Source organism: Halobacillus kuroshimensis DSM 18393 (genome assembly GCF_000425705.1).
GTDB classification, from domain to species: domain Bacteria; phylum Bacillota; class Bacilli; order Bacillales; family Halobacillaceae; genus Halobacillus; species Halobacillus kuroshimensis.
In genome coordinates, this window is record NZ_AUDY01000016.1 from 38,690 (window position 1) to 64,031 (window position 25,342).

The following is a 25,342-nucleotide window of genomic DNA, read 5'->3' on the forward strand; positions in this document are numbered from 1 at the left end:
GGAACATTTTCAGGAAATACCCCGGTTTTTTTTCAGTAAAACTCCATTCTTCTATGTAACCGTTTTTTTATAAGTATTTTTACTATTATTCCAGAAAAATGATCCCCTCTTCCTGCGGATATCCTTTATTTTCCCGGTTACCCACCACTAATAAAATCTTAAAACACGGCATGCAGAGACGGAGATGACCTGATCTATGAAAAAAAATAAGGCTGGCGGGAGAACCCACCAGCCTTCATTATTATATTAATGTTTCATAACGGTGGAACCATGGCTCCGCCTCCTCCAGCTGCGCCGCCAGTTTAAAGAGCGTCTTTTCATCTCCGAACCGACCTGTGAAGTGGGAACCGACAGGCACATGGTTCTCTTTCCAATACAGAGGCACACTCATCGCAGGGAGCCCCGTCACATTGGCTGCCGGGGCAAGGTGGGCATAGGCCGCTGAAACAGCAAGGATTTCATCAATCGTCTTCTCTTCCCCGTTATAACAGCCGAGCGGAAGTGCTGAAGAAGCATTGACCGGGTGAAGGAGAACATCGTACTTCTCAAAGAACGCATGGAATTTCGCACTTTCAGCCGCCAGATAAAGACGTGCTTTTTCATAATCTAAAGCTGAATAGCCTTCTGCTTTTTCAATAAGTGTAGAAAGCATCCGTTCTACGCTGTGACGGTCTGCCGTTTTCCCATTCATCCGTGCCGCTTCTTTCACGGCCAAGGCGCCTCCTACGACCCACACCACGACAAAAGCGTCCATAAACCGGTTCAAATCAATGTCCGGATACGCCTGCTCGACGTGATGACCGAGCGATTCACACAGCCGTGCCGTTTTATTTACGGCTTTCTGAACATCTTGACTGATCGGCATAACGTCGCCGAAATCAGCCATATATCCGATTTTCAACGAGCCCAGATCGCGATGATCCAGGCCGGCATAAGGTTTTCCCTGCGCAGGAGTGGCAAATAGATCCCCTTTTTGCGGGCCTTCTAAAATATCAAGCAGGGCTGCACTGTCCCTGACAGATTTAGTCACCCCATGACTCACCGCAAAACTGTTCAAGTGCATGGAGAATGGCGTCCGACCCCTTGTGGGCTTAAATCCGAACAACCCGGTGTTGGAAGCAGGAATCCGGATAGAGCCTCCACCGTCACTGGCGTGGGCGAAAGGAACCATCCCTGATGCGACGGCCGCTGCAGCTCCACCACTCGATCCGCCGGGTGAGAAATCTCTGTTCCACGGATTTTTTGTAAACCCGAGATGTACAGACTCTGTCGCTGGTGTAAAGCCGAATTCCGGGGTGTTGGATTTTCCAATAATGGTCAAGCCTCCTTTTCTAAAGCGCTTGACGAATTCATCATCCCACCCAGCCTTGAATCCTTCCATCACTTTAGAGCCATATGTTAAAGGATGGCCTTTCACAGCATTCAAATCTTTAATCAAGAAGGGCAGACCCATAAATGGACCATCGGTGTTCACAGGCTCTTCAATTTGATGAACAACCGCATTGAGATCCGGGTTTTTCCGGTTGATTACAGCCCGGTAATGATCGATCACTTCTTCAATTTTCCATTCTTTTTGAAGGAGTTTCATTCGAAGCTCCCACGCATCATAACGGTAAAGTTCACGGTGTTCCATTATGTTTCCTCCTTTATACTTTCCTGAATATGTACAGGTTTGTCCCCTTTATACCAGGGTAAAGTAAAACAAACAAAAGAGGGGGAAAAGGTGTGCACCCTAATATCTTCTGGGCGGCGTATGCGGCCGCTCTCATGACTTTGTCCTTGTTTATCAGTGCCGCCCATCAGGAAGGACTGCTTCAGCTGACCCGGACGTTTCTCTGTTTTGGTGCAGCTCCGTCTTTGATTGGATACAGTACAAGAAGGGGCTGCTGGTTCCGCTGTTCCTGGAAACGACTGCTTCCTACGGTCTCCTGCCTGCCGGTAACTGCAGCGGTTTTTCTGGCAGGCACCACCGCCGCATACGACTTCCCGGCCGGAGAGACGCTGTCACCCGTTTGGATGGGCATCCATCTGACTCTATCGTTTTGGTCGGCGCTGCTTTTCTGGTCTCCTCTTTTGATTCCGGCTCCTTTTTTACGGAGACGAACCTCTATGAAAAAGTTCGCCTATTTGATTGTTACAGGCATGCTTTTCTACTTTTATCACCAAGCCGCCGGTTATGTACAGGGAGAACCTGTATCCATCACGTTTATGACCACAGGCACCACCGCATTGATCATGTACCTTTTCTATTTCATCCATACATGGGCAGCTGCAGAAGAACAAACGGACCGTCCAACGGTTAAAGGACAGTTCCACCGTTTCCAACGCAATGAGCCCTCATGATTCCATACTTACAGGGTAACAAGTACACATCTATTTTCACCACCGTAGACGAAAAAAAGCTGCCGGGAACTTCCCCGGCAGCCTTTCCTGTTCACGTCGATCTCGGCTTCATGAACAACTGGGTCCAATACGTACCGAACCGGCCCTGTCCTTCTACGTAACCCACTCCGATATGAGTGAAATCCTCATGAAGAATGTTGGCCCGGTGACCATCACTGTTCATCCAGCCTTCCACTACTTCCTCCGGTGTCCGCTGTCCGGCTGCAATATTTTCACCAGCAGCAAGATAGGAGAAGTCAAACTGATCCATCATATCAAACGGACTTCCATAAGTGGGCGATTCATGACTGAAATAATTCTTATCCGCCATATCCTGTGACTTCACATCGGCCATGCCGCTCAATCGATCATGCATTTCTAAAGGCGGCAGACCTTCTTCAGCCCGCTCTTTATTGACAAGGACAACGACTTCCCGCTCATATTCACCGGGGGTGTAACTGTCCAGTGCCTGTACCTCCGCTGTCGGCTCGGCTCCGTCCTTTACATCTGGTTGAGAAGAGGAGGAAGACTCAGCTGAAGGTTGTTCCCCTTCCTGTTCCGAGGGGGATTCATCTGGATAGGTCCATTGTATTTGATCTATAGAAGTAAAGAAGTCCTGAAGGTCCGACCGGAATCCTTCCACTTCTTTTTTAAAATTGGTTTCCTGTACCCATCCCTGAATATGCTGGCTCACTTTTTCATAAGAAGCTTTCGGCCCTTCTTTAAAAAGGTCCTGAGCAGAGACAGGAGTAGCTGCAACAATAATGACAAACAAGGCGGCTGAAAAGAGGACAAATTTCTTTATCATGATGATTCTCTCCTTGGTTTGTGAAGGTATGATTCTATCTCCAGTATTCCATGCTCCCCTTCAAAAGGCAACTGTCCCGCTGTCTGCTACCGGGTCTGCAGACGGCCTTTATAGATGATACTTTCCTCTAACGGAATATCAAGGTCTTTAGCCATCTTTTTCAAACGCTTCTCTTCCACAGGGTTGACGATGGAAACGACACGTCCTTCCACTGCCCCGATGCGGCCGGTCCTTCCTGCTCTATGCACATAAGAGCTCGGGTCCTTCGGAATATCCAGATTGACGACGTAATTGATTTCGTGGATATCCAGTCCTCTCGCGGCCACATCTGTCGCCATCAACAATGGATAAGTCCCGTTACGGAACTCCTTGACCGCTTTTGCTCGCTGCTCTTTTTTCGCATCACTGTGAAGGAGACCAAGGTCCAGCTTTTTGTAAACCAGTTTTTCAGCCATCACATTCAGTTTGGCGATATCCTGCATGAAGGCTAGTCCTGTGAACCCTTCGGTGTGGGCCAGCTTCCGGACCATTTCAATTTTTTCCCGATCTTCACTCACGATATAATGGTGGGTCACTTGTGGCTTTTTCATCTCTTCATCAATGCGGATGACTTCAGCATTCTCATCCATGAATGTCTGCGCCAGGTCGATGACTTCATCTGGAAGAGTCGCAGAGAACAACAGCTTCTGCGTATCACGCTGGACGCTTTTTAAAATATGGTTGATCGTTTCTTTGTGTTCAGGGACGAGAAGCTGATCCGCTTCATCAAGAACGACAGCCTTTACTTCATGGGCTTTTAATTTCTTTTTCTGGATGAGCTCATGGACACGCCCCGGCGTCCCTGCCACCATATGCGGTTTCTTTTTCAATTTATCGATTTGACGTTTCACATTTGCCCCGCCAATCAACGTTGTGCTCGTAATCCCGCTTCCCTTCGTCCACTTTTGAATTTCCTGGTGAATCTGCATCACCAGCTCATGGGAAGAAGCAAGGAGAAGGACCTGGGTATGCTTTTGGCTGCTGTCGATTTTCTCAATCAGTGGAAGAAGATAGGCAAGGGTTTTCCCACTTCCTGTCGGTGCTTCTGCCAGCACATCCTCCCCCGCTGAAATAGGAGGAAGAGACGCTTCCTGCACAGCTGTCCACGAATCAAAGCCGGATTCCTCCCATGCCTGTTTCGTAGAGGAAGATAAGCTCTCCAGCCATTCCTGTTGTTTATCTGTCATGATTTATTCGTTCCTTTCTATCTGAAAAACATAGTATATGATCCACGGTATAAAAAATAGGCCTCTTCCCATTTCGTTTGATGGAGAGGCCTTCATGTGTGATCCACAGCTTACTTCCAGTATAGCATGATTGGGTTTAAGATTCGATAAACTTCTTCAAGTGCTGCAGGTGATCCTGGTCTTCTTTTTTTATGATCTGTTTGATTAACGGGCGGGTCAGCGTATTGCGAAGTCCCTGTGTGAACAATTCACCCTTGAAGACCACCTTCGTTCCTCCCGGTGCCGGTTCAAACTGATAATGGTAACGAAGGTCAAGACCACTCTGCACACTCTTCACCGAATACGACCGGTTTTCTTCCAAGGCGGTGACCTCAATGACCGCCGAGACCTTCCTGCCTCTAATCTCTCTCGTCTCTTTGAATTTATACCCTTCCCTTACAGGGCCATCACTCAGCAGTTCCACCGCAACGACCGCTTCCATAATCTGCGGACTGTTGGAAAAATCCACAGCAGCTTGGAATACTTCTTCTACCGGCCGTTCAATCAGGACCGTCTGGGTCATAAAACTCATAGTCTTCCTCCTCTCTCTCCTTTTCCTATTCTCCACAAAAGGCCCTTCCCCCTTTTTCCAGATGATGATTCCATTTCTCCCGATCCTGGAGGTATAACACGTGCGGAAACACACAACCTACGAAAAATAGAGGTATGAAAGGGGGACCGATTATGGACTGGTTATCCGTCCTTCCATTTATCGTTGTCATCTTCGCAGCCATATGGACCAGGCAGGTCGTTCCAAGTCTCCTCTTCGCGGTTGTTGTTGCCGGATATATTATGGATTTCCACTGGCTTGGAGGGATGTTGACGGCTCTCGGTTTTATTATTGACGGCCTGAAGGATGAAAGCAACATTAAAATCATCCTGTTTTTATATGCTTTTTCTGCTTTGATCGGTCTGATTAAAATGTCCGGCGGGATTAAAGGGTTTGTGCAGGAAGCGGCCGAACGGATTGAACATAAGCGGGGAGCTTTTATGCTGACCTGGATTTCCTCTGTCGGAACCTTCAGCGCCCCAAGCTTCCGGATCGTCACGATTGGACCTGTCATGAAAGCGCTAAGAAAATCCATCCCTATGACGAAACAGGAGCTTGGATTTGTCATCGAGACGACCGCCTCCCCCCTCGTCGTCCTGATTCCGATTGCTACAGCCTTCGTCGGCTACATGACCTCCGTCATCGAATTATCACTTAAACAGGCAGGACTGGAGGGAGACTCCTACAGCCTTTACATTCAAAGCATTCCCTACAACTTTTTCGCTTTTGCAATGCTCGGGGTAGGCTTCTATCTAAGTTTTTTCCATAAAAATAAGACGCCTGCCACCGATGCTGAAAATCATGGGGAGCAGACGGAGGATGATCATTGGGAGGACTGCCACCCGGCCGTAACGAAAGATCTTCCTGCCAAACCGTGGCATTTGATTGTCCCTTTGATCAGCGTCATTTTCCTGACTTTTCTACTCATGTACAGTCTCGGCGTTCAAGCCGGACGCCAAGGACTCGATGCTCTGATCAACGCCAATGTGCTTGATGCCATGGTCCTTGCGGTTGTGCTTACGTTAACAGCCTTTGTCATCTACCTGAAGCTGCGGTCGGAATCCTTGAAAAAAATGATGGACAGCTTAATTGCCGGCGGGAATGATATGATGGGCGTCATCCTTCTCCTTGCGATGGTATGGGGGCTGAGCACCGGATCGGAAGCGCTTGGTTTTGCGGAGACGATCTCCTCCTCCTTTTCCTGGGTCCCTGCAGGATTTGTCGCCGTGATTACTTTTATTGCAGGTTGCGGCATCTCCTACTTCATCGGGTCCTCCTGGGGGACTTGGGGCATCCTGATGCCTGTCGGAGTATCCATTGCAGCTGCCGCCGACAGTTCCCTTCCTATGGTAATCGGAGCTGTTTTTGCAAGTGGTACGTTCGGAGCTTTCGCTTCTCCTTTAAGTGACGATACGAATACGACGGCCGGAATTCTGGATTTGAATCCTATGAAGTACGCCCGGTTCAAGCTCCGGCCCGCTCTCATTGCCGCCGGTGCTGCCGCTGTTCTCTATTTCATGCTTTCCTTCTTCCTTACTTGAACATTGAAGCACAAAAAAGGAGCTGATCCGCTTAAACAGATCAGCTCCTTTTTTCAGAGTCTCATTTGGTGACGCCTGCGGCAGAAAGCCGAGCGGTAATCCACATTTTATCCAGCTTGAACACCGGGGAGCCGGAGTGGTTTTCCAGCCTCATTTGATTGGCAGATAGAGACAGTATCTTGTTTCCTGTCCTGTGTAAGGATGATACTCCTCAAAGCCGAATCCTTCCACCTGCTGATATCCATTTTCTACAATCCATTGATGAAGAAACGTATACGGGTCAAAGTCATGAATAGAAGGGTCATAATCGATCATGGCGTACGTGTGAGCAGGGACGGTTTTTGTAATCATATCCTGTGGAATCTTTTCAAAACTCTCGACTTCCACGGCAGCAATCCAATAAAAAGCATCTCTGGATTCATTCCAATTCGGCGGGTCTACAAACATTCCGATCGAACGGGGGGCGTGGACACGGTTCTTCACTTTCGGCAGTTTCATCGTATGAAACTGCTCCATCAGCCTCGGCACCTTGATGGACCGTTCATCCATCATCGTTTGACAAGAGACACCGACCACCTTGAAATGGGGCTTTTGAACGACCTTAGGTTCCACTGCTGTTGTCACTTGCTCACTCATTGCATGGCCACTCCTTTTGATTTTGATCTCTCTTTGACTACTTCCACATGAAACCTTGTAATCCCTTGTAGAAATATCGCGTTCGATGATATTCGCAGCCATTCGACTATCTTTTTATGCACCCTGGCGTAAGATAAAGTATAAAGTTCCATTCCTTTATCTTACGGTGGAGGGAGGAGCATTTATGTCACTTTTATTTCCAGCCGATAACCGCCTGGAGAACAGCCTTCTGCACGTGCATACGATTTTCAGCCTGTTGAAAAACGACCGAATGGGTTCCATCAATGACGTCGGCCGTCACTTCCTCTCCCCGGTGGGCAGGAAGACAGTGGAGGAAGGTGACATCGTCAGCCGCCTGCTCCAACAATGCACCATTGACCTGGTAACCGTTGAAGTCCCGAAGGCGGGCCTCCGCTTCGTCCTCCTGCCCCATACTCGCCCAGACATCTGTATAAATGACATCAGCCTTCCATGAGGCACGCGTGGGGTCGGATTCGATCGTCACTTTCCCGTCATATTTGCCGGCAAGCCCGCGGGCCCGTTCTGTCAGCTCCGTGTCCGGTTCATAGCCTTCCGGTGTACAGATGACCACTTCCATCCCCATCATAGCGGATAGGATCATCAAGGAGTGGGCCACATTGTTGCCATCGCCGATATAGACCACTTTCAATCCAGAAAGACGGCCCTTGATTTCAAGAATCGTAAAGATGTCCGCAAGAGCCTGACACGGATGGTAGCGATCACACAACCCGTTGATGACCGGGACAGAAGCATGAGCAGCCAGTTCCTCGAGTTTCTCATAGGAGGTGGTCCGGTACATAAGCGCATCCACATACCCTGACAGAACCTGTGCCGTATCGGCAATCGTTTCACCACGACCAATTTGAATATCCCTTGAATTCAAGTAAAGGGCGTGCCCTCCCATCTGGACCATTCCGACTTCGAAGGACACCCGGGTTCTTGTGGAAGATTTCTCAAAGATCATGCCGAGCGTCTTCCCTTTCATGGACTGCGAGTAAGGATTCTCCTTCACATACTGGGCGGCCGCCAGAAGCCGGGAGACATCCGACTGGGTATAATCAAGCCACGTCAGCAGGTGACGGCCGTGCAGGGATTCATTGGCTGCGTGCATTTGTTCCATTAAATTCATAGGGATTTCACTCCTTCAAGGGATTGTTGCGGCAGAGGGACAGGGACAGGATCTTTGCATTCCAATCCTTTTACATACGCATCAAAGGTCGCTGCCTCGCTCATGACGGTCAGGCCGTTTTTGACAGCTGTAATTCTGCGTTTTTCTGCTTCCTCACCCGATTGGTCATTGACATAAACAGCAGCATCTTCTTTCGTAATCCATTCCTTAAAGGGCAGGTCAGAAGCTTCCGGGACGTGTCTTCCTTCCAGTTCCACTAAACACGCTTCCTTTACGTCATACAGATCAGGGAGGTGAGCGAATACCTTGGCAAGAGCTTCCTCGACCGTTTCGCCTAGACACATGCCTTCACCCGTCGATTTCATGTTCGGGCCAAGCTTATGATCCAGGTCCGTCATGGCATAGGAGGAGAAAAGCGGATATTTGACAGCTGTCTCCTGAAAAACGGGATCCGGCTGTTGGGATAGACTGAATTCAGCGTCGTCGGTCAGGATCCGGACGGCCCAGTCCACCATCGGGATATCTGCGACCTTACTGACGATCGGAACCGTACGGCTTGCCCGCGGATTGACTTCCAGGACGTACACGTCATCCTGCTGAATGAGAAATTGAATGTTCATTAAGCCGCAATAGGTGAATTCCACCGCAATTTTTTCACTATACGTGCGGATTTTCTGCTTCAATGAATCTGTCAGTGTGGATGGAAATACAGCCATACTGTCGCCTGAATGAACTCCACCAGGTTCGATATGTTCGATGATGTCCGGCAGGTAGATCGAATGGCCGTCCGACACGAGATCCACCTCTACTTCCGCTCCTTGAAGCAGAGAGTCCAAAACGATCGGATAATGACGATCATCCGATTCAGCGAGCGCCTGCTCCAGCTCCTGTTTATCCTGTACAATGACCATTCCCTGACCACCAATGACATACGAGGGGCGGCAGAGAAGCGGGAAGGTATAAGAATCCGCAGCTTCCAGCGCTTCTTGCTTGGAATGACAGGTCGTTCCGGCCACATGCGGGATACCGAGTTTTTTCAGCGCTGCGTAAAATTTATCACGGTCCTCCAGGGCATCAAGCACATCGGCGCGGACCCCAGCTAACGGAAGGCCCGCTTTCTCCAAGTCTTCGGCCAGATTAATCGCCGTCTGTCCTCCAAACTGAGGGAAGACAAGGTCAATGCTTTCGTGTTCCACAATGGAAGCGATGATTTCTTTTTGGATCGGTTCAAAATAAAGGCGGTCGGCGGTTTCATAATCGGTACTGACCGTTTCCGGATTATTATTGATCATGATCGTCGTCCATCCCTGCTTCTGAAGGCTTTCAATCGCCTTAACTGCACTGTAGTCGAATTCAACACCCTGACCAATTCGAATGGGCCCGGAACCAAGAATCAACGCCTTCTTCCCTTTTGAAGGAAGCGGTGCAATTTCATTCATACCGGCAAAAGTACTGTATACGTAGTTTGTTGCGGCTTCAAATTCGGCCGCACATGTATCGACAAGTTTAAAGGAACGCTGGATATCATACTCTCTGCGTGCCTCTTCCACATCGGCTGTTGTGCACCCGGCGAGTGCTGCGATATGGTCGTCCAAAAACCCGTAGACTTTTGCCTGATGAAGCAGCGGCTGTGACAGTCCTTCCGTACCAAGAGCCATTTCTGTATCGACTAAATGACGGATGACTTGAAGGAACAAAGGATCGATTTGTGTCTCCTGATGGATTTTATCCATCGACGTCCCTTTCCGAATCAAGTCATAGATGGCAAAAAAGCGCAGGTCCGTCGGCTGGTACAGATGGTACCAATGATTGTCCACTTCAGGAATTTTCGTATCGAGCGATTGTACAGCCTTCTGGAACGCTCCCTCCATCGTACGGTCGATCGCCATCACTTCGCCGGTCGCCCGCATTTTTGTGCCAAGCGAACGGTCCGCCTGTGGAAACTTATCAAACGGCCATCTTGGGAATTTGACGACAACATAGTCAAGAGCAGGCTCGAAACTTGCGTACGTATATCCTGTTAATGGATTCTCCAGCTCATCCAGTGTGTATCCAAGTGCAATCTTGGCAGCCATTTTAGCAATCGGGTAGCCCGTCGCCTTTGAAGCAAGGGCGGAGGAGCGGCTGACACGCGGATTGACTTCAATGACGTAATACTGCTTGCTTACAGGATCGAGGGCCAGCTGGACATTGCATCCTCCAATGACTTCAAGCGCTGATACGATTTTTATTGAAGCGGAACGAAGCATTTGATAGTCATCATCTGTCAAAGATTGAGAAGGCGCGACGACGATGGAATCCCCCGTATGCACACCGACGGGATCGAAGTTTTCCATATTGCAAACCGAAATACACGTCCCCTTATGGTCCCGCATGATTTCATATTCGATTTCTTTAAAGCCGGCAATGCTTTTTTCGACGATGACCTGATGAATCGGACTCGCCTTTAAACCTGTAGCTATCAATTCATCCAGGTCTGCCTCATCGTGAACGATTCCACCACCGCGTCCCCCAAGGGTGTAGGCCGGGCGGCTGATGATTGGATAACCGACCTCAGCAGCGAACACGCGCGCTTGTTCCGTCGTAGTGATGACCTCACTTTCCGGTACCGGCTGATCAAGGTCGTTCATCAAGGCACGGAACAATTCACGGTCTTCTCCCTGCATAATCGAGGAGATTCCTGTCCCCAGAAGAGTGAGGTCATATTTTTTCAACACTTCTTCCTTTTCCAGTTCGACGGCGAGGTTCAGTGCCGTCTGCCCGCCCAGCCCCGCTAAAAGGGAATCCGGGCGCTCCATCGCAATGATTTTTTCCAGACTCGCTACCGTCAGTGGTTCGCAGTAGACTTTATCCGCAATATCATAATCCGTCATGATGGTCGCCGGGTTATTGTTGACGAGGATGACTTCATGACCTTCTTCTTTCAGCGCCAGACATCCCTGTGTTCCGGAATAATCAAACTCTGCGGCTTGACCGATCATGATCGGACCTGATCCGATAACCAATACTTTAGACATGTTCCTTCACTCCTTTGCTGCCTACAAGACTAATGAAATCATCAAACAACCATTCCGCATCCTGTGGACCAGGGTGGGCTTCAGGGTGGAACTGAGCCGACATCAACTGTCCTGAATCATGCATCAACCCTTCAATCGAACGATCATTCACATTAAAGAAACGCTCTGACAGCGGCGTCTTTGATAAACTGTCTTTTTTCACAACGTAGTTATGATTCTGGGACGTTAGAAAAACCTTCCCTGTTACGGCGTCTTTGACAGGGTGATTGGCACCGCGGTGACCAAATGGAAGCTTCTCCGTATCCGCTCCGTAGGCCAGTGCAATAACCTGATGTCCCATGCAGATTCCGAAGGACGGATACTCGTCGAGAACGGATTTGATTTGTTCAATCTTCGGTAAAGCATCTTTCGGGTCTCCAGGACCGTTGGACAAAATAATGGCATCTGGTTTCACCTTATGAACCGCTTCAACCTGTGTAAAAGGAATAACCGACACTTTCACTTGGCGCTTCAGCAAAGCCTGCAGGATGGATTTTTTCCAGCCAAAATCGATTAAAGCGACATGAAGACTTCCTTCACCATACGTCTCTACCGTCTCCCCCTGTACAGCGAATATCTGCTGATCAGACGGTTCGGAAAAGTCGTGATGATTCTGATGACTCATGACTGCCTGTTGTGTCCCATGAGCCCGTATCGCTTTCGTCACTTCCCTTGTATCTACGCCCGTAAGATAGGGCACCTGCTGCCCATCCAAATACGCCCCGAGCGACTGGGTCGACTGGTAGTGAGAAGGCTGCTGTGTGCATTGGTACATGACCACTCCGCTCACTTGAATTTCGCTGCTTTCTTCATCCGTATCATTAATGCCGTAGTTACCAATGAGTGGATACGTGAAAACGACAATCTGATCTTTGTAGGAGGGATCTGTGAGAACTTCCTGATATCCGGTCATTCCGGTAAAGAAAACAATCTCCCCCTGCATGGGTTCTTGTAACGTCGAAGAAGCCTTTCCTGTAAATGTCCGGCCGTCTTGTAAATGTAGATAACTTTTCATGACCTTCACCTCGCTGAATGAATATTTATTATATATACTGAATTTTTATACATTGAGTGTCTGGAAAAGACGGTGCTTAAAAGTCACCGTCTTATCTTTTAGGCGTTCTGCAGGTTTTTTTCCTGTTCCACAAGGGATGCCTTGATCAAAGCGGCAGCCCGCTGTAGTTCCTCCGTTTCCACCGTTAATGGCGGAAGCAGTCTCAGGACATTCGGTCCGGCTACAACAGCCAGCAGTCCTCTGCCTCTGAGGGAGTGGACGAGCTCAATGGCCGGCGTGTCCACCTCCACTCCGATCATCAATCCTTTTCCACGGATATCCTTGACGCTGTTTAGAGAGCTAAGCTCTTCTTGGAGCGCTTGAACGAACGTGTGCCCCTTTTCCTCTACGTCGGTTAAGAAGGAAGAAACAAAAATCTCTTCCAGCGTCGCCTGCACAGCGGCAGAAGCCAGCGGATTTCCGCCAAATGTAGAGCCGTGGGCCCCGGCTGAAAAGGAAGGGGCCAGTTTTTCTTTTCCAATCATCGCTCCGACTGGAAACCCACTGCCAAGCCCTTTCGCTGTCGTTACGATATCCGGGTTCAGACCATGATGCTGGTAGGCGAACGGTTTTCCTGTCCTGCCGATCCCTGTCTGTACTTCATCAATGATCATGAGTGCTCCGAGTTCGTCGCACTTGGCTTCAACTGCCTGAAGAAATTCTGTCGTACCGGGGATGACGCCCCCTTCTCCTTGAATCACCTCAACCATAATGGCGGCAACAGAACCATCATGAACGCGCTCAATGGCTTCCTTGTCATTGTAAGGAAAGTATTCGAACGTCTGCAGCAGACTTCCAAATCCTTCCTGAATTTTCGCCTGGCCTGTTGCACTCATCGTCGCAAAGGTCCGTCCATGGAAGGACTGTTTGAAGGAAATAATCTTTTCCCTTCCTGTATGCTTTCGAGCCAGTTTAATAGCCGCTTCATTAGCTTCCGCCCCGCTGTTGCAGAAGAATGCATAATCCAGACCGGATCCTTCACATAAAAGCTCCGCCGCTTTCTGTTGAGCAGGAATTTCGTAGAGGTTGGATACGTGCCATACCTGATCGAGCTGCTTCTGAAGGGCTTCCTGGACCTTCGGTGGACGGTGTCCGAGATTACAGACAGCGATCCCTGATACAAAATCGAGGTATTCCTTTCCTTGATCGTCCGTCACTTTTGTACCTTCTCCAGATACAATCGTTAACGGAAAACGGTTATATGTCGGAAATAAACTCATAATACGGTCTCCTTTCGGCCAGAACGGATGGAGGTTCCTTTCAGGTGGCTACCCTGTACAAGACGATCCCCGCCGCTTACAATCCACACTTCCTGAAGCCGGTCGGATAAGGCTTCGACGGCGGACTGCACCTTTGGAATCATCCCCCCATAAATGATACCTTCCTGGATGTACTGATTAATTTCCTCCGGGGTCGTACCCTCAACCAGCTTCCCATCGACTAAAATACCGGGAACATCTGTGACAAAGAGGAGCTTTTCTGCTTGAACAGCTCTTGCTACTGCGGCGGCGGCGGTATCGGCATTGATGTTTACCGTGCGTCCGTCTGTCGTTTTTCCAAATGGAGCGACGACCGGTACGTATCCACCCTCAAGCAGGTGATCGAGCACGGATGGATCGACCTCTTTAACTTTTCCAACGAAACCAAGCTGCGCTTCGTCCACAAAGCCAGCGGTCAACAATTCGGCTTCAGAGCCTTTCACACCGAGAGCTTTTACCCCTCGTCCGGAAAGTCTTCCTGTAATTTGACTGCTCACGGTACCACCAAGGGCCATCTCAACAGCTTCCATCGTATCTGCTGTCGTTTTCCTCAATCCTTCAATAAACTCCCCTTTGATCTGCAGACGATCAAGCAGCCGGCTGATAGCAGGTCCTCCACCGTGCACGATGATGCAGCGGTAATGGGTAAGGAGTTCCTGGAAACTGTCATAAAAATCGTCTGTCAACTTATCGAGCATACTGCCGCCGAGTTTGATGACAATGGTTGGTTTATGTTCGGTAGCTGGCGTTGATTTTGACGTAGTCATACGTTAAGTCACACCCCCAGGCCGTTCCAGCTCCATACCCTTCATCAAGATGGATGGAAATATGCACTTCTTCATTGTCCAGGTCCTCCGTTGCCTGCTCTTCTGAAAACGGACACGGCGTCCCTTTGCTGAAGACGAGCTGATCCTCAATGTAAATGTCACACGCTTCCGCGTTCACTTCAGCTTCACTGTGACCAATCGCACCGACAATCCGACCCCAGTTGGCATCCAGCCCGTAGACGGCCGTCTTCACAAGACTTGAGCCGACTACCTTTTTGGCAATGATCCGTGCCTCTTCATCTGAACGAGCACCGGAAACGTTCACTTCGATGAGCTTGGTAGCCCCTTCCCCGTCTTTAGCGATCTGCTTGGCCAGATCCTCGCACACCAGTTGAAGGGTCGTTTGGAATGCATCCCAGTCTTCGTGATCCTCATCAAGCGGTTCATTATCCGCATGGCCGTTGGCAAGAGTCAAAACCATATCATTCGTGGAGGTTTCCCCGTCCACAGTAATCTGATTGAACGATTTATCTATCGATTGGCCGAGAGCGCGTTGGAGCGCTGCTGGTTCAATAGCCGCATCGGTCGTAATGAAACCAAGCATTGTCGCCATATTTGGGTGAATCATCCCTGAACCCTTGGACGCGCCGCCGATGGTCACGGTTTTCCCATCAATGACTACCTGGTAGCAGGCGGATTTCTGACAGGTATCTGTCGTTAAAATCGCCTGTTGAAAATCGCTGTACCCCTCTTCCGATACTTCAACGGTTTCACACCCGTAGGATATTTTCTCCATAGGAAGCTGCTGTCCAATTACACCGGTTGAAGCGACGGCTACGAAATGTTCAGGCAGACCAAAGCGTCCGGCGATCATTTTTCTCATTTCATAGGCGTTCTGCAAACCTTCTTCTCCTGTACAGGCGTTCGCTACGGCACTGTTAATGACGACCCCCTGGAGTTTTCCTTCTTCATTGACACTCTCTTGAGTCACCTTCAATGGAGGAGCCTGGAAATGACTCTGTGTATAAACGGCTGCAGCAGAAGCTGGTGTTTCACTGAGCAGAAGGGCAAAGTCTTTTTTACGGTAGCGGAGGCCGCTGTGAATCCCGCCTGCACGGTACCCTTTTGGAGACAAAATGGAGCCTCCCGTTACTTTTTCCATCTGCTTTGATTTATCCACTTGTATCAAATCATTTCTCTCCTTCTTTAGTTAGGGATAGACAGGATGTGGCGCAAGTCCTGTTCTTTCGTCAAGCTGGAATAATAGATTCATATTTTGAACGGCCTGACTGGCTGCACCTTTCATTAGGTTATCAATGACACTGACGATGGTCACCCGGTTCGTTCTTGGGTCGACCGTTACACCAATATCACAATAATTGGACCCGTATACGTCTTTCGTAGCTGGAAATTCTCCCGGCCTTCGCACACGGACGAATGGTTTGGATTCATAGTATTTGAGAAAAAGAGAATGCAGTTCTTCGGCTGTCTTTTCTTCTTTTAATGTTACATAGATCGTAGCCATGATTCCTTTCGTCATCGGAACCAGATGGGTGGAAAACGTCACCGGACGCGTGTCTCCACTCCATACGGAAAGCTGCTGCTCAATCTCCGGGATATGCTGATGCTGATTCACTTTATAAATCTGGAAATTTTCCTGGGCATGAGCGAAATGCGTCAATGGATTGGCATTTTTACCTGCTCCGGAAACACCCGATTTCGCATCGATGACAATAGATGATGGGTCTGCAAGGTTTTCGGATATCACTGGACCGAGTCCGAGCAGAGAAGCCGTCGGGTAACAACCCGGATTAGCGATCACTCCGGCTGCACGAATAGCTTCTGAATTCCATTCAGGAAGTCCGTAAACAGCTTCCTGAAGGGTTTCAACAGGAGCCGGCGGCTTTTTGTACCATTGCTGATAAGCTTCAGGATCCCGCAGGCGCAGATCTCCGGATACATCGATAATTTTAGCCTTTCCTCCAAGCAGTTCAGGTGTAAGTTCCGACGACACTCCTGAGGGTGCTGCGAGGAACAGGACATCCTGCTCTTCCTTCATCTTTTCAGGGTCAAGATCCTGTAATTCATGTCGGCTCCCCCCCGCAAACCGGGGAAACATTTCCTCATAAACTTCTCCTGCCCTTGATGAGGAGTACAGCGTTATTTGACTGATCTGCGGGTGGGTGCTGAGGATCCGGAACAGTTCCATGCCTCCGTATCCTGTCGCCCCTACAATTCCTGCTTTCAACGAAAAAACCACCTTTATGTATAAATATGATAAGGTCTGTATATTTACAATATTATTAACCCTTAGCAGTCATCTGTCAATAGGCAGCTGCCACATTCTGACGATTTTACAAAGTCGTAATCTCATAGACTGCGGTTGTTGCAATCCACCCAGCTTTTCAAGCTCATAGTTATCCACATGTGCATAACTGACACCTATCCCTGAAAACTTCTGTTTTTATTCACATATACACACATTTATACACAAAAACCACAATCAAAGTCTTATATGCCCCTCCCTATCTAAGAAAAGGTAAGGATCTTTCCACATAAAAGGTTTGACGGTCACGTTCCGCTTATCGGTGGATGCTTGCCGCGGGCACGACCTCAGCTAACTTGGACAGGAAAACCATCTGTCCAAGTGGATCTTCGGTCCGTGCTGTTCCCGCAGGCGTCACCACCGAACGCTTCTCGAGACCTCACCTTATGACGGAATGAAAAAGAGGAGTTTTTCTGTTGACCAGAAAAACTCCTCTCTTATCCTATAAAGTCATAGGTGCGAAAAAATGTGCTTCCCCTTCACCGGAAAACCATCCGTATGGATCATAACAGCCAAAGCAGAAATCACAGGGTTGTCTATACAATGAAATGGTCCAGTATGTGCCACATCGTTTCGGTTATTAGACGTCAAAGGTTTGGAAAACGTTTGTCTCATTCAGAGGATAAACGTTTCTCTTCGTCAGGTGGTTAATAATCACCTTATTCCGGTGTACCGACAACCCGAGATTCGTGGAACCAACGCCATGGGTGTGGGAAATGCCGCTGTGGACATAAATATGATTGGAGTTCGGTTTCTGCTGCACCAGACGGTAATCCTCTGTCACTTTATAACGACCCTCATCATCCCACACCAATAGATCGGTGAGTTCCGTGACAAAGTCCGGAACATACGGCTGATAACCTGTAGCTGCAATAATCACTTCAGAATCATGGCTGAATGTTTCATCCTTCTGAATATGACGGCCTTCAAGGGTATAACCCCCCGCTTCATTTCTTTCTACTCCATTGATTTCACTGAGCACTTTCAATCCGACGTTCAATGTCTCCCGACCGACCGAATGCTCGTATAACAAATTATAGATATCATTAATGGTATGATTGCTGATTCCTTTGTAATACAATCCCTGTCCGGCAAAAATATCATCTTTCTGCTTTTGGGGAAGCTGATAAAAGTAATCCACATAATCCGGAGAAAAATGCTCCAGACTCAACTTTGATTCTTCCATCGATTCAAATCCGGCAGAGCGGGTGATCCAATCCAGCCGGTAGCCCCCGCTCCTCTGCTCTTTCAGAAGTTCACGAAACGTTTCGGCAGCACTCTGTCCTGAACCGACAACTGTGATCGATTCCGCATTCCTGCAGTCGTCATAGTGTGATAGAAATTCTGACGTATGAAAAACTCCTCCGCCCTCCACTTTTCGGAACGAGGCCGGCATCACAGGGACACTGCCTGTACCGAGCACGAGATTTTCTGCGAAATACGTGCGGATCTCCTGTGTTCCTACATCCCGGACTTCAACCACATACAACGACTTTTCTTCCTCAAGCGTCAATCCCACAACCTCTTTTCCAAACACACAGCTGGTCAACTGTTCAGCCGCCCATTGGCAGTAATCGTTATACTCCCTCCTCGGGATATCCAGGCGCTGCAGAAAATAAAAAGGATACATCCGACCATTTTTATTGATGTAATTCAAAAAGCTGTATGGGTTTGTCGGATCCGCCATCGTTACTAAGTCGGCGAGAAACGGGACCTGCATTTTCGTCCCTTCGATCAACATGCCTGGGTGCCATTCAAAGGCGGGCTGTTTTTCAAAAAACAGGGCCTCTACATCTTCAAGCGGCTCAGAAAGCGCTGCTAAACTGAGATTGAATGGTCCTACCCCTACACCGATTAAGTCATAAACCTTTTCTCGTTGCTCCATCATCCACGACTCCTTATCTGAAAAGTAATAGATTTCAGAATTTGATCTGCTAGTCTTATGTTATCATATGCTCAGCATGTTCGTAGAGAGGAGCAGATATACTTGAACGATGAAGTGATGATCCATAAAAGGGAACCCGCTGCTTACATGGATGTCCTTCTGCTGGCTGATGAAAGCGAAGAGCTGATCCGGTCGTATATGAAGGAGGGCGATTTCTATGCGATTACAGTAGACGGCAGAACAGCAGGGGGATGTGTGTGTACCTCCCCGGATGAATCTACAATCGAAATTAAGAATATTGCTTTAAAGGAAGCTTTTCGCAGGCAGGGGATCGGGAAAGCGGCGATTAAAAAAGATTGAAGCCCTTTACAGGAACAAAGGAAAAACAGATGTGATCGCCGGAACATCCAACTCCAGCATTGAAAACCTCTTGTTTTATCAGAAAGCCGGCTTCCGCTTTCATTCTATAAAAAAAGACTTCTTCCTGTCCTATCCGGAACCGTTCTATGAAAACGGCATCCGCGGGATCGACATGGTCGTCTTTCATAAGAAGCTTTGACAAATCAAAGAACTCCCGGAGACCCGTTCACAAAGAGAGGAGAACAAGCTTCGTCCATCAAAAAACTGCCGGGAACCTTCCCGGCAGTCTTAAGGATCTGTTTATATATATCCGTCTGCTACAGCCACCCGGACTTTCCAATGAGAAGACATGCTTCAAATCCGAATTTCACTCCATAATAAAGGAGAACAAGACCGGCCGTTCTCTGAATCCATTTCAGGAGGGTAAAGGTCATGATGGATCTGCTGAAATGGACAATAAAAGCGAGATTCATGTTCCATAATCCGATTCCAATAAAGACCATGGAGCTGATCAAAAAAGAGTGAAGGACGTCCTCTTTCTGCAGCGCACCGCTTAGCACAGATCCATAAATGCTTACCCAGAAAAGAATATTCATGGGATTGGTGCCGGCGATCAGCACGCCGCGGGCATAGGAAACCAAAGAGGCACCCCTGCTTCTCCTGTTTCCTTCCGCTGCGTCCCATTCCGATACGACAGGTTTACGGAAGCTTGTCCAGCCGGCATGCGTTAAAACCAAACATCCAAGAAGCATTAAAGTAATCTGCACCCAAGACCATGACAGCACAATGCCTGCTCCTAAAAACATCACAAACATCAGCAGTAAGTCGGAAGACATCCCCCCCAGCCCTACACAAAGCGCCGGCCAGAAACCAAAGGTCAGCCCTCTCCGGATAATTTCTATGTTAATGGGTCCGACAGGCGCTGCTATGGACAATCCCAGGACAATGGAACCTGCAAGAAGAGTAACCATCCATTCTCCTCCCTGCAGATTTAATCAACGACAATGTAGGCAATCATAGGTCCGTCGGTATCAATCCCTGCGTGCGTTGTGCAGATCAGCCGGTAGATGCCTTCCTTATCAAATTTCAAATCCACCACCGTTTCCTTGCCCTGCTCCACCATTCCTTTGATGTCTGTACCTTCAATATAGAAAGGATGCTCTTTCCCATTCACTCCATAAATGGATAATTGAACATCCTCTCCCTTTTCAATAAAAATCGTTCCAGGGTCCCATCGGTAGGCTTCAATTTCTGTGCCATCCGCTTTTTCCGCCTTGAATTCCCCTGTTACAAGCTGGACAACCCGTGGTTCTTCACCTGCCGGGGCTGTCGTTGTCGAGACGGCGCCTTTCCAAAAAAATGAACCGATAAAATAAGCGGCCAGTGCAATAACAAGGGCTCCCCCGATCAGACCGATTTTCTTTGCCGACCATATCCACGCTTCCATGTTTATCCCTCCTGTAGATGTTCCTTACATATATATGCAGGTCCACCGGGGGAACTTGTCTCTTTTTTCCCATACAAAAAGAACAGCCGCCCGGCTGTTCTCTCTCATCCGTATTAGAAAAAGAGCTTTGGATCAATCCATTCCGTATAGGACGAAGATTCATCGTCTTCGCTGAGAAGCAGGGACCGGCACCGCTGATCATAATCAAATGGTATAGCCTGCGTATAATCCGCAGGGTACACGTCCGCATTTCTATACTGGGTGAAAGGTCGATCGAGCGGGACACCCCGGACTTGATCCTTCTTCAATTCTTCAACAACGATGCCGCCGATCTGGCGCCCCAGCCGAAGGCCCTGATCGTTGTCGACAGGATAGTGAACACCAGCGAGCAGCCGTGACCGGGCATTTTCCTCCGCGAGCTCCCTGATTTTTTTCCTTTCTGCCGGAAAGAAGTAGCTTAATATGGCTTCTGCGGCTCCGGATATGGTTGCGTGGCCGGACGGATACGAAGGATGGTCCGGTGTGCAGATGACGGTGGCCAGAGATGGATCAAGCTGGTTCGGACGCGGCACAAGCCACTTATACTTCAAAGACCAGCAGACAACGAACGCATCATTCATCCCGCTGAACAAGGCTCCTAACATGCGGGCAGCCCGTGGAGCTTCCACCCCGTAAGTGTCGATCAAACGATCAGCAATCGGAAGCCACTGCTTGGAAGCCGGTCCCTCCCCCCAATATTTTGCTACACGGATGTCATGGTCTGTCAAACCAGCTAGTACGTTCTTCACTTTCTTTAACTCTTCCTGCCAGTGAATCGTTTCCGGGTCCTGGATCATTAAACGGATTGGATGTCCATCGAGCCGTTTGAACCCATGTCGGCGGCTGTGGTGAATAAAATAAGTTTTCCATTCGCCTGCCTCCACTTCAACACCGGAATCGAGCGTCGGAGGATGATCTTCTCCTGCGTAAGGCAGTTCCGTCCAAAGTGGATAGTTGTGATTACGGGACATACGCTTCCCCTCCCTTATGTCATACCATATGACACAGGGACCCGGGTGGTGTATTTTTCACCGAGCTGATGAACGCTGAGTCCCGGACTGAGCATGAATCAATCCCGCATATCTGCCGCCCTGTTTCATTAAGGACGTATGGGTCCCCTGCTCTACAATGGCCCCTTTCTCCATAACAAGAATCACATCCGCCGATCGAATTGTATGCAGACGGTGGGCGATGACAAAACTTGTCCTGTCTCTCATCAATTCCGTCAGTCCCGCATTGATTTTCATTTCCGTCACTGTATCAATACTGCTTGTCGCTTCATCAAGGATCAATAGTGCGGGGTCAGCGATCATGGCCCGAGCGATAGAAAGGAGCTGGCGCTGCCCGTGACTGACCCCTTTCCCATCCGAATCGAGTTTCGTATCATAGCCGTCCGGAAGCCGGACAATAAAATCATGAGCATGCGCAGAAATGGCGGCTTGTTCCACCTCTTCATCCGAAGCACGAAGACGTCCGTACCGGATGTTTTCCCGAATCGTCGTGTTAAACATGACAGCGTCCTGGAGAACGACTCCCATCTGACTGCGCAGACTGTCCCGGCGGATATCGCTCAAAGCTGTACCATCCAGCAGGATGCTTCCTCGATCAGGTTCAAAATAGCGGGATAACAAGGAGATCACAGTGGTCTTTCCTGCCCCCGTCGGTCCTACAAGGGCCACCGTCTGCCCTTGTTTCACCTTAAAGCTGATGTCCTTCAATGTATCCTGACCTTCCTTGTAGGCGAACGAGACATTCTGGAACTCCACTTCCCCTTGCAGGGGAATCGATACAGCCCCGGATTCATCCTCCGTTTCCACCCGTTCGTCCATCACTTGAAAAACCCTTTCCGCTCCTGCAGCAGCCGACAGGATCATATTGAATTGGTTGGCAAGATCATTAAGGGGACGGGTGAACTGACGGGAATAAGTTGTGAAAGTCACAATAATTCCGATGGAGATGAATCCGTTGACCGCCAGAAGACCGCCTGCTCCTACAATAATGGCAAAGCTGACGTTATTCAGCATGTTCATCAGTTTGGGGATAAACCCGGTATACACCTGTGCGTAATAGCCGGACTCTCTCAATGCCTTATTTTTTTCAGCAAAGTCCTCAATGACGTGTTGTTCTCTTGAAAACATTTTTACGATGAACTGACCAGTGAACATTTCCTCCACATACCCATTCACATCACCGAGATTTCGCTGCTGTTTCTTGAAAAAAGGACCTGTCCGATTCGTAATCCATTTCATACCCGCATACATGACCGGAACGATCGTCAATGTCAAAAGAGTCAGCACCGGGCTCAGCCAAAGCATCATTCCGATTGTACCCACAATGGTCAACACGCTCGTAACGAATTGAACAACCGCTGTGTTCAGCGTCCGACTTACATTTTCAATATCGTTGGTCAGACGGCTCATCAACTCCCCCTGCGGCATCGTTTGAAAATAGAGGACAGGCAGCTGCTGGACATGGGCAAATAACTGGTCCCGCATTCCCTGGACGGCCTCCTGGGCAATCCCGATCATCCAGTAATTTTGGAGCCATAAAAAGACAGAGTGCAGCAGATACACACCAAACAGGAGCCCAAGCATGATGAGCAGCTGTCCTCTACCCGGACTCTCAATGACGGTATCTACTGTTCTTCCGAGCAGGTATGGTCCAAGAAGAGAAAGGCCCGCACTTAGTACAATGGCTGTTATAACGAGGAAAAAAGCCCATTTGTGTCCACTCATATAGCTCCAAATCCGTCGTAAAGTCGAACCAAATTGATCCGCCTTCTGTCCTGACATTCCGATCGAGTGATGGCCTCCTCCTGCTTCCCGGCGCTTCATGACATCACCCCTTCCTTTTGTGACTCAAACACCCGCCTGTAGTAGGCATTTGTTTCAAGCAGTTCCTCATGCGTCCCTTTCGCAGCCATCCTCCCCTGATCAAGCAGCAGAATCAGATCCGCCTGCTGGATGGAACTGATCTTCTGCGCTGTAATGAAGACCGTACAGGACTGATCATCCAGACTTTTCAACAGCTGCTTTTCGGTATGGGCATCGAGGGCGCTGGTGCTGTCATCCAGCAGCAGAACAGACGGATTCCGCACTAAGGCCCGGGCAATAGACAACCGTTGTTTCTGCCCGCCGGAAAAAACGACGCCCTTCTGCCCGATTTGTGTATCATAACCACCAGGAAGTGATTCAATGAATTCGGCTATCTGCGCTTGAGCGGCCGCCTCCCTGATTTCTGCTTCGTCCGCCCCCGGTCTGCCCCAGCTGATATTTTCACGAACCGTTCCTGAGAAAAGCTGGACCTCCTGAGGAACAAGACTGACGGACTGCCTTAACACCTTCAGGGAGTAATCCTCCATATCTTTTCCATCCAAAAGAATTTGACCGGATTCTTTTTCGTATAATCGGGGTATTAAATGAAGGAGAGACGTTTTACCTGAGCCTGTTTCTCCTATAATTCCCACGGTGCTTCCGTTCTCAGCTTCAAAGGAAATGTTGTTTAAAATACGATGACCGCCCCGACGGAAAGAAACATCTGAGAAATATATTCCACCTTCGACATGTTCAATAGCAGAAGAACCGGCAGCACGGTCGGTCTCCACAGATGACAAAAGAACCTCTTCCACCCTCGCGGCAGAAGCCTGGCCGCGGGAAACCATCATAATGAGGAAGGTGAACACAGAGAATGTGAAAAGAATTCTAGTCGCATAATTGATAATGGCGACGAGTTCTCCCGGCTGCAGATTTCCGAAGGCCAGGAAACCGGAGCCCGTCCATAACAGAACGAGAATGACCGCGTTCATGCCGAGCATGACCATCGGCATAGCGGTTTCCATCAACCAGAGCGCCTTTTTATTCTCAGCGACGAGCCCCGCATTTGCCGTGCGGAACTGCTCTTCCTCGTAATCTTTGCGATTGAATCCCTTCACAAGGCGGACGGCAGATAAATTCTGTCTGATTACATTATTCAAAGCATCGAGCTTTTCCTGCACTTTTTTAAAGTACCGGACCCCTTTCATTAAAATGAAAAATAAGAATACGAGAAATACGGGAACACCCCCGATTAATATCATTGAAAGCCGGACATCAATGGTCAGCGCCATAATAAGGGCAGAAATAATGAAAAGAGGGGCGCGAAGCCCGATTCTCACAAGCATGAAAAGCAGGGACTGCAGCTGTATGACATCGTTTGTAATTCTTGTGACGAGACTCGGTGTCGAGATCCTTTGAAATTGATCACCTGTAAAATACTGGACCATTTCAAACAAGTCACGACGCAGGTCATGCCCCACCCCTTGACTGAAATCGGCGGCATAAAAGGAATTTGTTATCCCGGCAGCAAAGGCGGTGAACGATAACCCGAGCAGAACAAGTCCCCATATCGTGACCGTCGATAAATCACCCGTGACAATTCCATCATCGATAATCTTCGCCATAAGGATGGGCTGAGTCAGTTCGACGATCAACTCAACCACCATTAGCAGTAAAGCGATAACTACAGATTTCTTATATGGAGTGGCATAAGAAAATATTCGTTTCATATTTCTTCCTTTCCGGCTGTGCCCACTGTACAAGATGTTCCGTATACAGCCCCTATGTTATGTATGGTTCGACGCATGCACTTATACAAAAATCCTGAAATTTATTATATAAGTATAACTTTTGTATAACCTGTACAACCCTTTCCAATAGGCTGTACAAACCAAAAACACGGACTTAGTTGTTGCTTAACCAACTATTTTTAGTTCATAATGGTCTATGTTGAAACTAACCTTTTTGTAACTACTTGTGATGTAAATGAAAAGGAAATAGAAT

At 48.7% G+C, this 25,342-nt stretch carries 22 protein-coding genes; 4 read left to right on the top strand and 18 right to left on the bottom strand.

Features of this window, described 5'->3' with window-relative positions; translation table 11 throughout:
* Window positions 1–241: 241 nt before the first annotated feature.
* Window positions 242–1,633 carry an amidase gene (locus tag H615_RS0119425; protein ID WP_027956689.1) on the bottom strand — a complete coding sequence of 464 codons (1,392 nt, stop codon included), beginning with the start codon at window positions 1,631–1,633 and terminating at the stop codon, window positions 242–244.
* Window positions 1,634–1,725: 92 nt separating this feature from the next.
* Here H615_RS0119425 and H615_RS0119430 point away from each other — a divergent pair, with 92 nt between their 5' ends.
* Window positions 1,726–2,343, top strand: coding sequence for a hypothetical protein (locus H615_RS0119430; protein ID WP_027956690.1), 618 nt, complete (start codon window positions 1,726–1,728; stop codon window positions 2,341–2,343).
* A 91-nt stretch (window positions 2,344–2,434) separates the two neighbouring features.
* Here the strand turns inward: H615_RS0119430 and H615_RS21690 are convergent, their stop codons facing one another.
* The 3 genes from H615_RS21690 to H615_RS0119445 all read right to left on the bottom strand — a co-directional run bounded on the left by H615_RS21690 (window position 2,435) and on the right by H615_RS0119445 (window position 4,987).
* The gene (locus tag H615_RS21690) at window positions 2,435–3,190 is read right to left on the bottom strand and encodes a CAP domain-containing protein (RefSeq protein WP_035532797.1); all 756 of its coding nucleotides are present in this window, start codon (window positions 3,188–3,190) and stop codon (window positions 2,435–2,437) included.
* Window positions 3,191–3,276: 86 nt separating this feature from the next.
* Window positions 3,277–4,416, bottom strand: coding sequence for a DEAD/DEAH box helicase (locus H615_RS0119440; RefSeq protein ID WP_051254782.1), 1,140 nt, complete (start codon window positions 4,414–4,416; stop codon window positions 3,277–3,279).
* Window positions 4,417–4,552: 136 nt separating this feature from the next.
* Complete coding sequence (locus H615_RS0119445; RefSeq protein ID WP_027956692.1) at window positions 4,553–4,987, bottom strand: SRPBCC family protein; 435 nt, start codon at window positions 4,985–4,987, stop codon at window positions 4,553–4,555.
* A 152-nt stretch (window positions 4,988–5,139) separates the two neighbouring features.
* Between H615_RS0119445 and H615_RS0119450 the strand changes: the two genes are divergently transcribed.
* Window positions 5,140–6,546, top strand: a complete 1,407-nt coding sequence (locus tag H615_RS0119450; RefSeq protein ID WP_027956693.1) for a Na+/H+ antiporter NhaC family protein — start codon at window positions 5,140–5,142, stop codon at window positions 6,544–6,546.
* Window positions 6,547–6,696: 150 nt separating this feature from the next.
* On the opposite strand, the gene H615_RS0119455 is transcribed toward H615_RS0119450, so the two are convergent.
* From H615_RS0119455 to H615_RS0119495, 9 genes are all read right to left on the bottom strand, one after another.
* The gene (locus H615_RS0119455; protein ID WP_027956694.1) at window positions 6,697–7,182 is read right to left on the bottom strand and encodes a GyrI-like domain-containing protein; all 486 of its coding nucleotides are present in this window, start codon (window positions 7,180–7,182) and stop codon (window positions 6,697–6,699) included.
* Between the two features lie 193 nt (window positions 7,183–7,375).
* On the bottom strand, window positions 7,376–8,332 hold the full coding sequence (gene argF, locus H615_RS0119460) for an ornithine carbamoyltransferase (RefSeq protein WP_156896537.1): 957 nt from the start codon (window positions 8,330–8,332) through the stop codon (window positions 7,376–7,378).
* Window positions 8,329–11,349, bottom strand: coding sequence for a carbamoyl-phosphate synthase (glutamine-hydrolyzing) large subunit (locus H615_RS0119465; protein ID WP_027956696.1), 3,021 nt, complete (start codon window positions 11,347–11,349; stop codon window positions 8,329–8,331). The genes argF and H615_RS0119465 overlap by 4 nt, the downstream gene beginning before the upstream one ends.
* The gene (locus H615_RS0119470) at window positions 11,342–12,403 is read right to left on the bottom strand and encodes a carbamoyl phosphate synthase small subunit (protein ID WP_027956697.1); all 1,062 of its coding nucleotides are present in this window, start codon (window positions 12,401–12,403) and stop codon (window positions 11,342–11,344) included. Before H615_RS0119470 ends, H615_RS0119465 begins: the two co-directional genes overlap by 8 nt.
* A gap of 98 nt (window positions 12,404–12,501) precedes the next feature.
* Window positions 12,502–13,662, bottom strand: coding sequence for an acetylornithine transaminase (locus H615_RS0119475; RefSeq protein ID WP_211225381.1), 1,161 nt, complete (start codon window positions 13,660–13,662; stop codon window positions 12,502–12,504).
* Window positions 13,659–14,468: an acetylglutamate kinase gene (gene argB, locus H615_RS0119480; protein WP_051254783.1), complete on the bottom strand. Its 810-nt coding sequence runs from the start codon at window positions 14,466–14,468 to the stop codon at window positions 13,659–13,661. Before argB ends, H615_RS0119475 begins: the two co-directional genes overlap by 4 nt.
* Complete coding sequence (gene argJ, locus H615_RS0119485; protein WP_027956700.1) at window positions 14,431–15,657, bottom strand: bifunctional ornithine acetyltransferase/N-acetylglutamate synthase; 1,227 nt, start codon at window positions 15,655–15,657, stop codon at window positions 14,431–14,433. The genes argB and argJ overlap by 38 nt, the downstream gene beginning before the upstream one ends.
* A gap of 21 nt (window positions 15,658–15,678) precedes the next feature.
* Window positions 15,679–16,716, bottom strand: a complete 1,038-nt coding sequence (argC, locus tag H615_RS0119490) for an N-acetyl-gamma-glutamyl-phosphate reductase (protein ID WP_027956701.1) — start codon at window positions 16,714–16,716, stop codon at window positions 15,679–15,681.
* A gap of 658 nt (window positions 16,717–17,374) precedes the next feature.
* Window positions 17,375–18,679, bottom strand: coding sequence for a lysine N(6)-hydroxylase/L-ornithine N(5)-oxygenase family protein (locus tag H615_RS0119495; RefSeq protein WP_035532801.1), 1,305 nt, complete (start codon window positions 18,677–18,679; stop codon window positions 17,375–17,377).
* A 102-nt stretch (window positions 18,680–18,781) separates the two neighbouring features.
* Here H615_RS0119495 and H615_RS22750 point away from each other — a divergent pair, with 102 nt between their 5' ends.
* Both H615_RS22750 and H615_RS22755 read left to right on the top strand, forming a co-directional pair.
* Window positions 18,782–19,039: a GNAT family N-acetyltransferase gene (locus H615_RS22750; RefSeq protein WP_244877779.1), complete on the top strand. Its 258-nt coding sequence runs from the start codon at window positions 18,782–18,784 to the stop codon at window positions 19,037–19,039.
* Between the two features lie 31 nt (window positions 19,040–19,070).
* Entirely contained in the window at window positions 19,071–19,238 is a 168-nt protein-coding gene (locus H615_RS22755; protein ID WP_244877780.1) for a hypothetical protein, read from the top strand.
* A gap of 118 nt (window positions 19,239–19,356) precedes the next feature.
* Here H615_RS22755 and H615_RS0119505 read toward each other — a convergent pair whose 3' ends face one another.
* The 5 genes from H615_RS0119505 to H615_RS0119525 form a co-directional block, all read right to left on the bottom strand.
* Window positions 19,357–20,010 (bottom strand): LysE family translocator, encoded by a 654-nt coding sequence (locus H615_RS0119505; RefSeq protein ID WP_027956703.1) that lies wholly within the window; start codon window positions 20,008–20,010, stop codon window positions 19,357–19,359.
* Between the two features lie 20 nt (window positions 20,011–20,030).
* Complete coding sequence (locus H615_RS0119510; RefSeq protein ID WP_027956704.1) at window positions 20,031–20,486, bottom strand: cupredoxin domain-containing protein; 456 nt, start codon at window positions 20,484–20,486, stop codon at window positions 20,031–20,033.
* A 113-nt stretch (window positions 20,487–20,599) separates the two neighbouring features.
* Entirely contained in the window at window positions 20,600–21,496 is an 897-nt protein-coding gene (locus tag H615_RS0119515; protein ID WP_027956705.1) for a vanadium-dependent haloperoxidase, read from the bottom strand.
* Between the two features lie 57 nt (window positions 21,497–21,553).
* Window positions 21,554–23,359: an ABC transporter transmembrane domain-containing protein gene (locus H615_RS0119520; RefSeq protein WP_027956706.1), complete on the bottom strand. Its 1,806-nt coding sequence runs from the start codon at window positions 23,357–23,359 to the stop codon at window positions 21,554–21,556.
* Window positions 23,356–25,068, bottom strand: a complete 1,713-nt coding sequence (locus H615_RS0119525; protein ID WP_027956707.1) for an ABC transporter ATP-binding protein — start codon at window positions 25,066–25,068, stop codon at window positions 23,356–23,358. The genes H615_RS0119520 and H615_RS0119525 overlap by 4 nt, the downstream gene beginning before the upstream one ends.
* Between the last annotated feature and the right edge of the window lie 274 nt (window positions 25,069–25,342).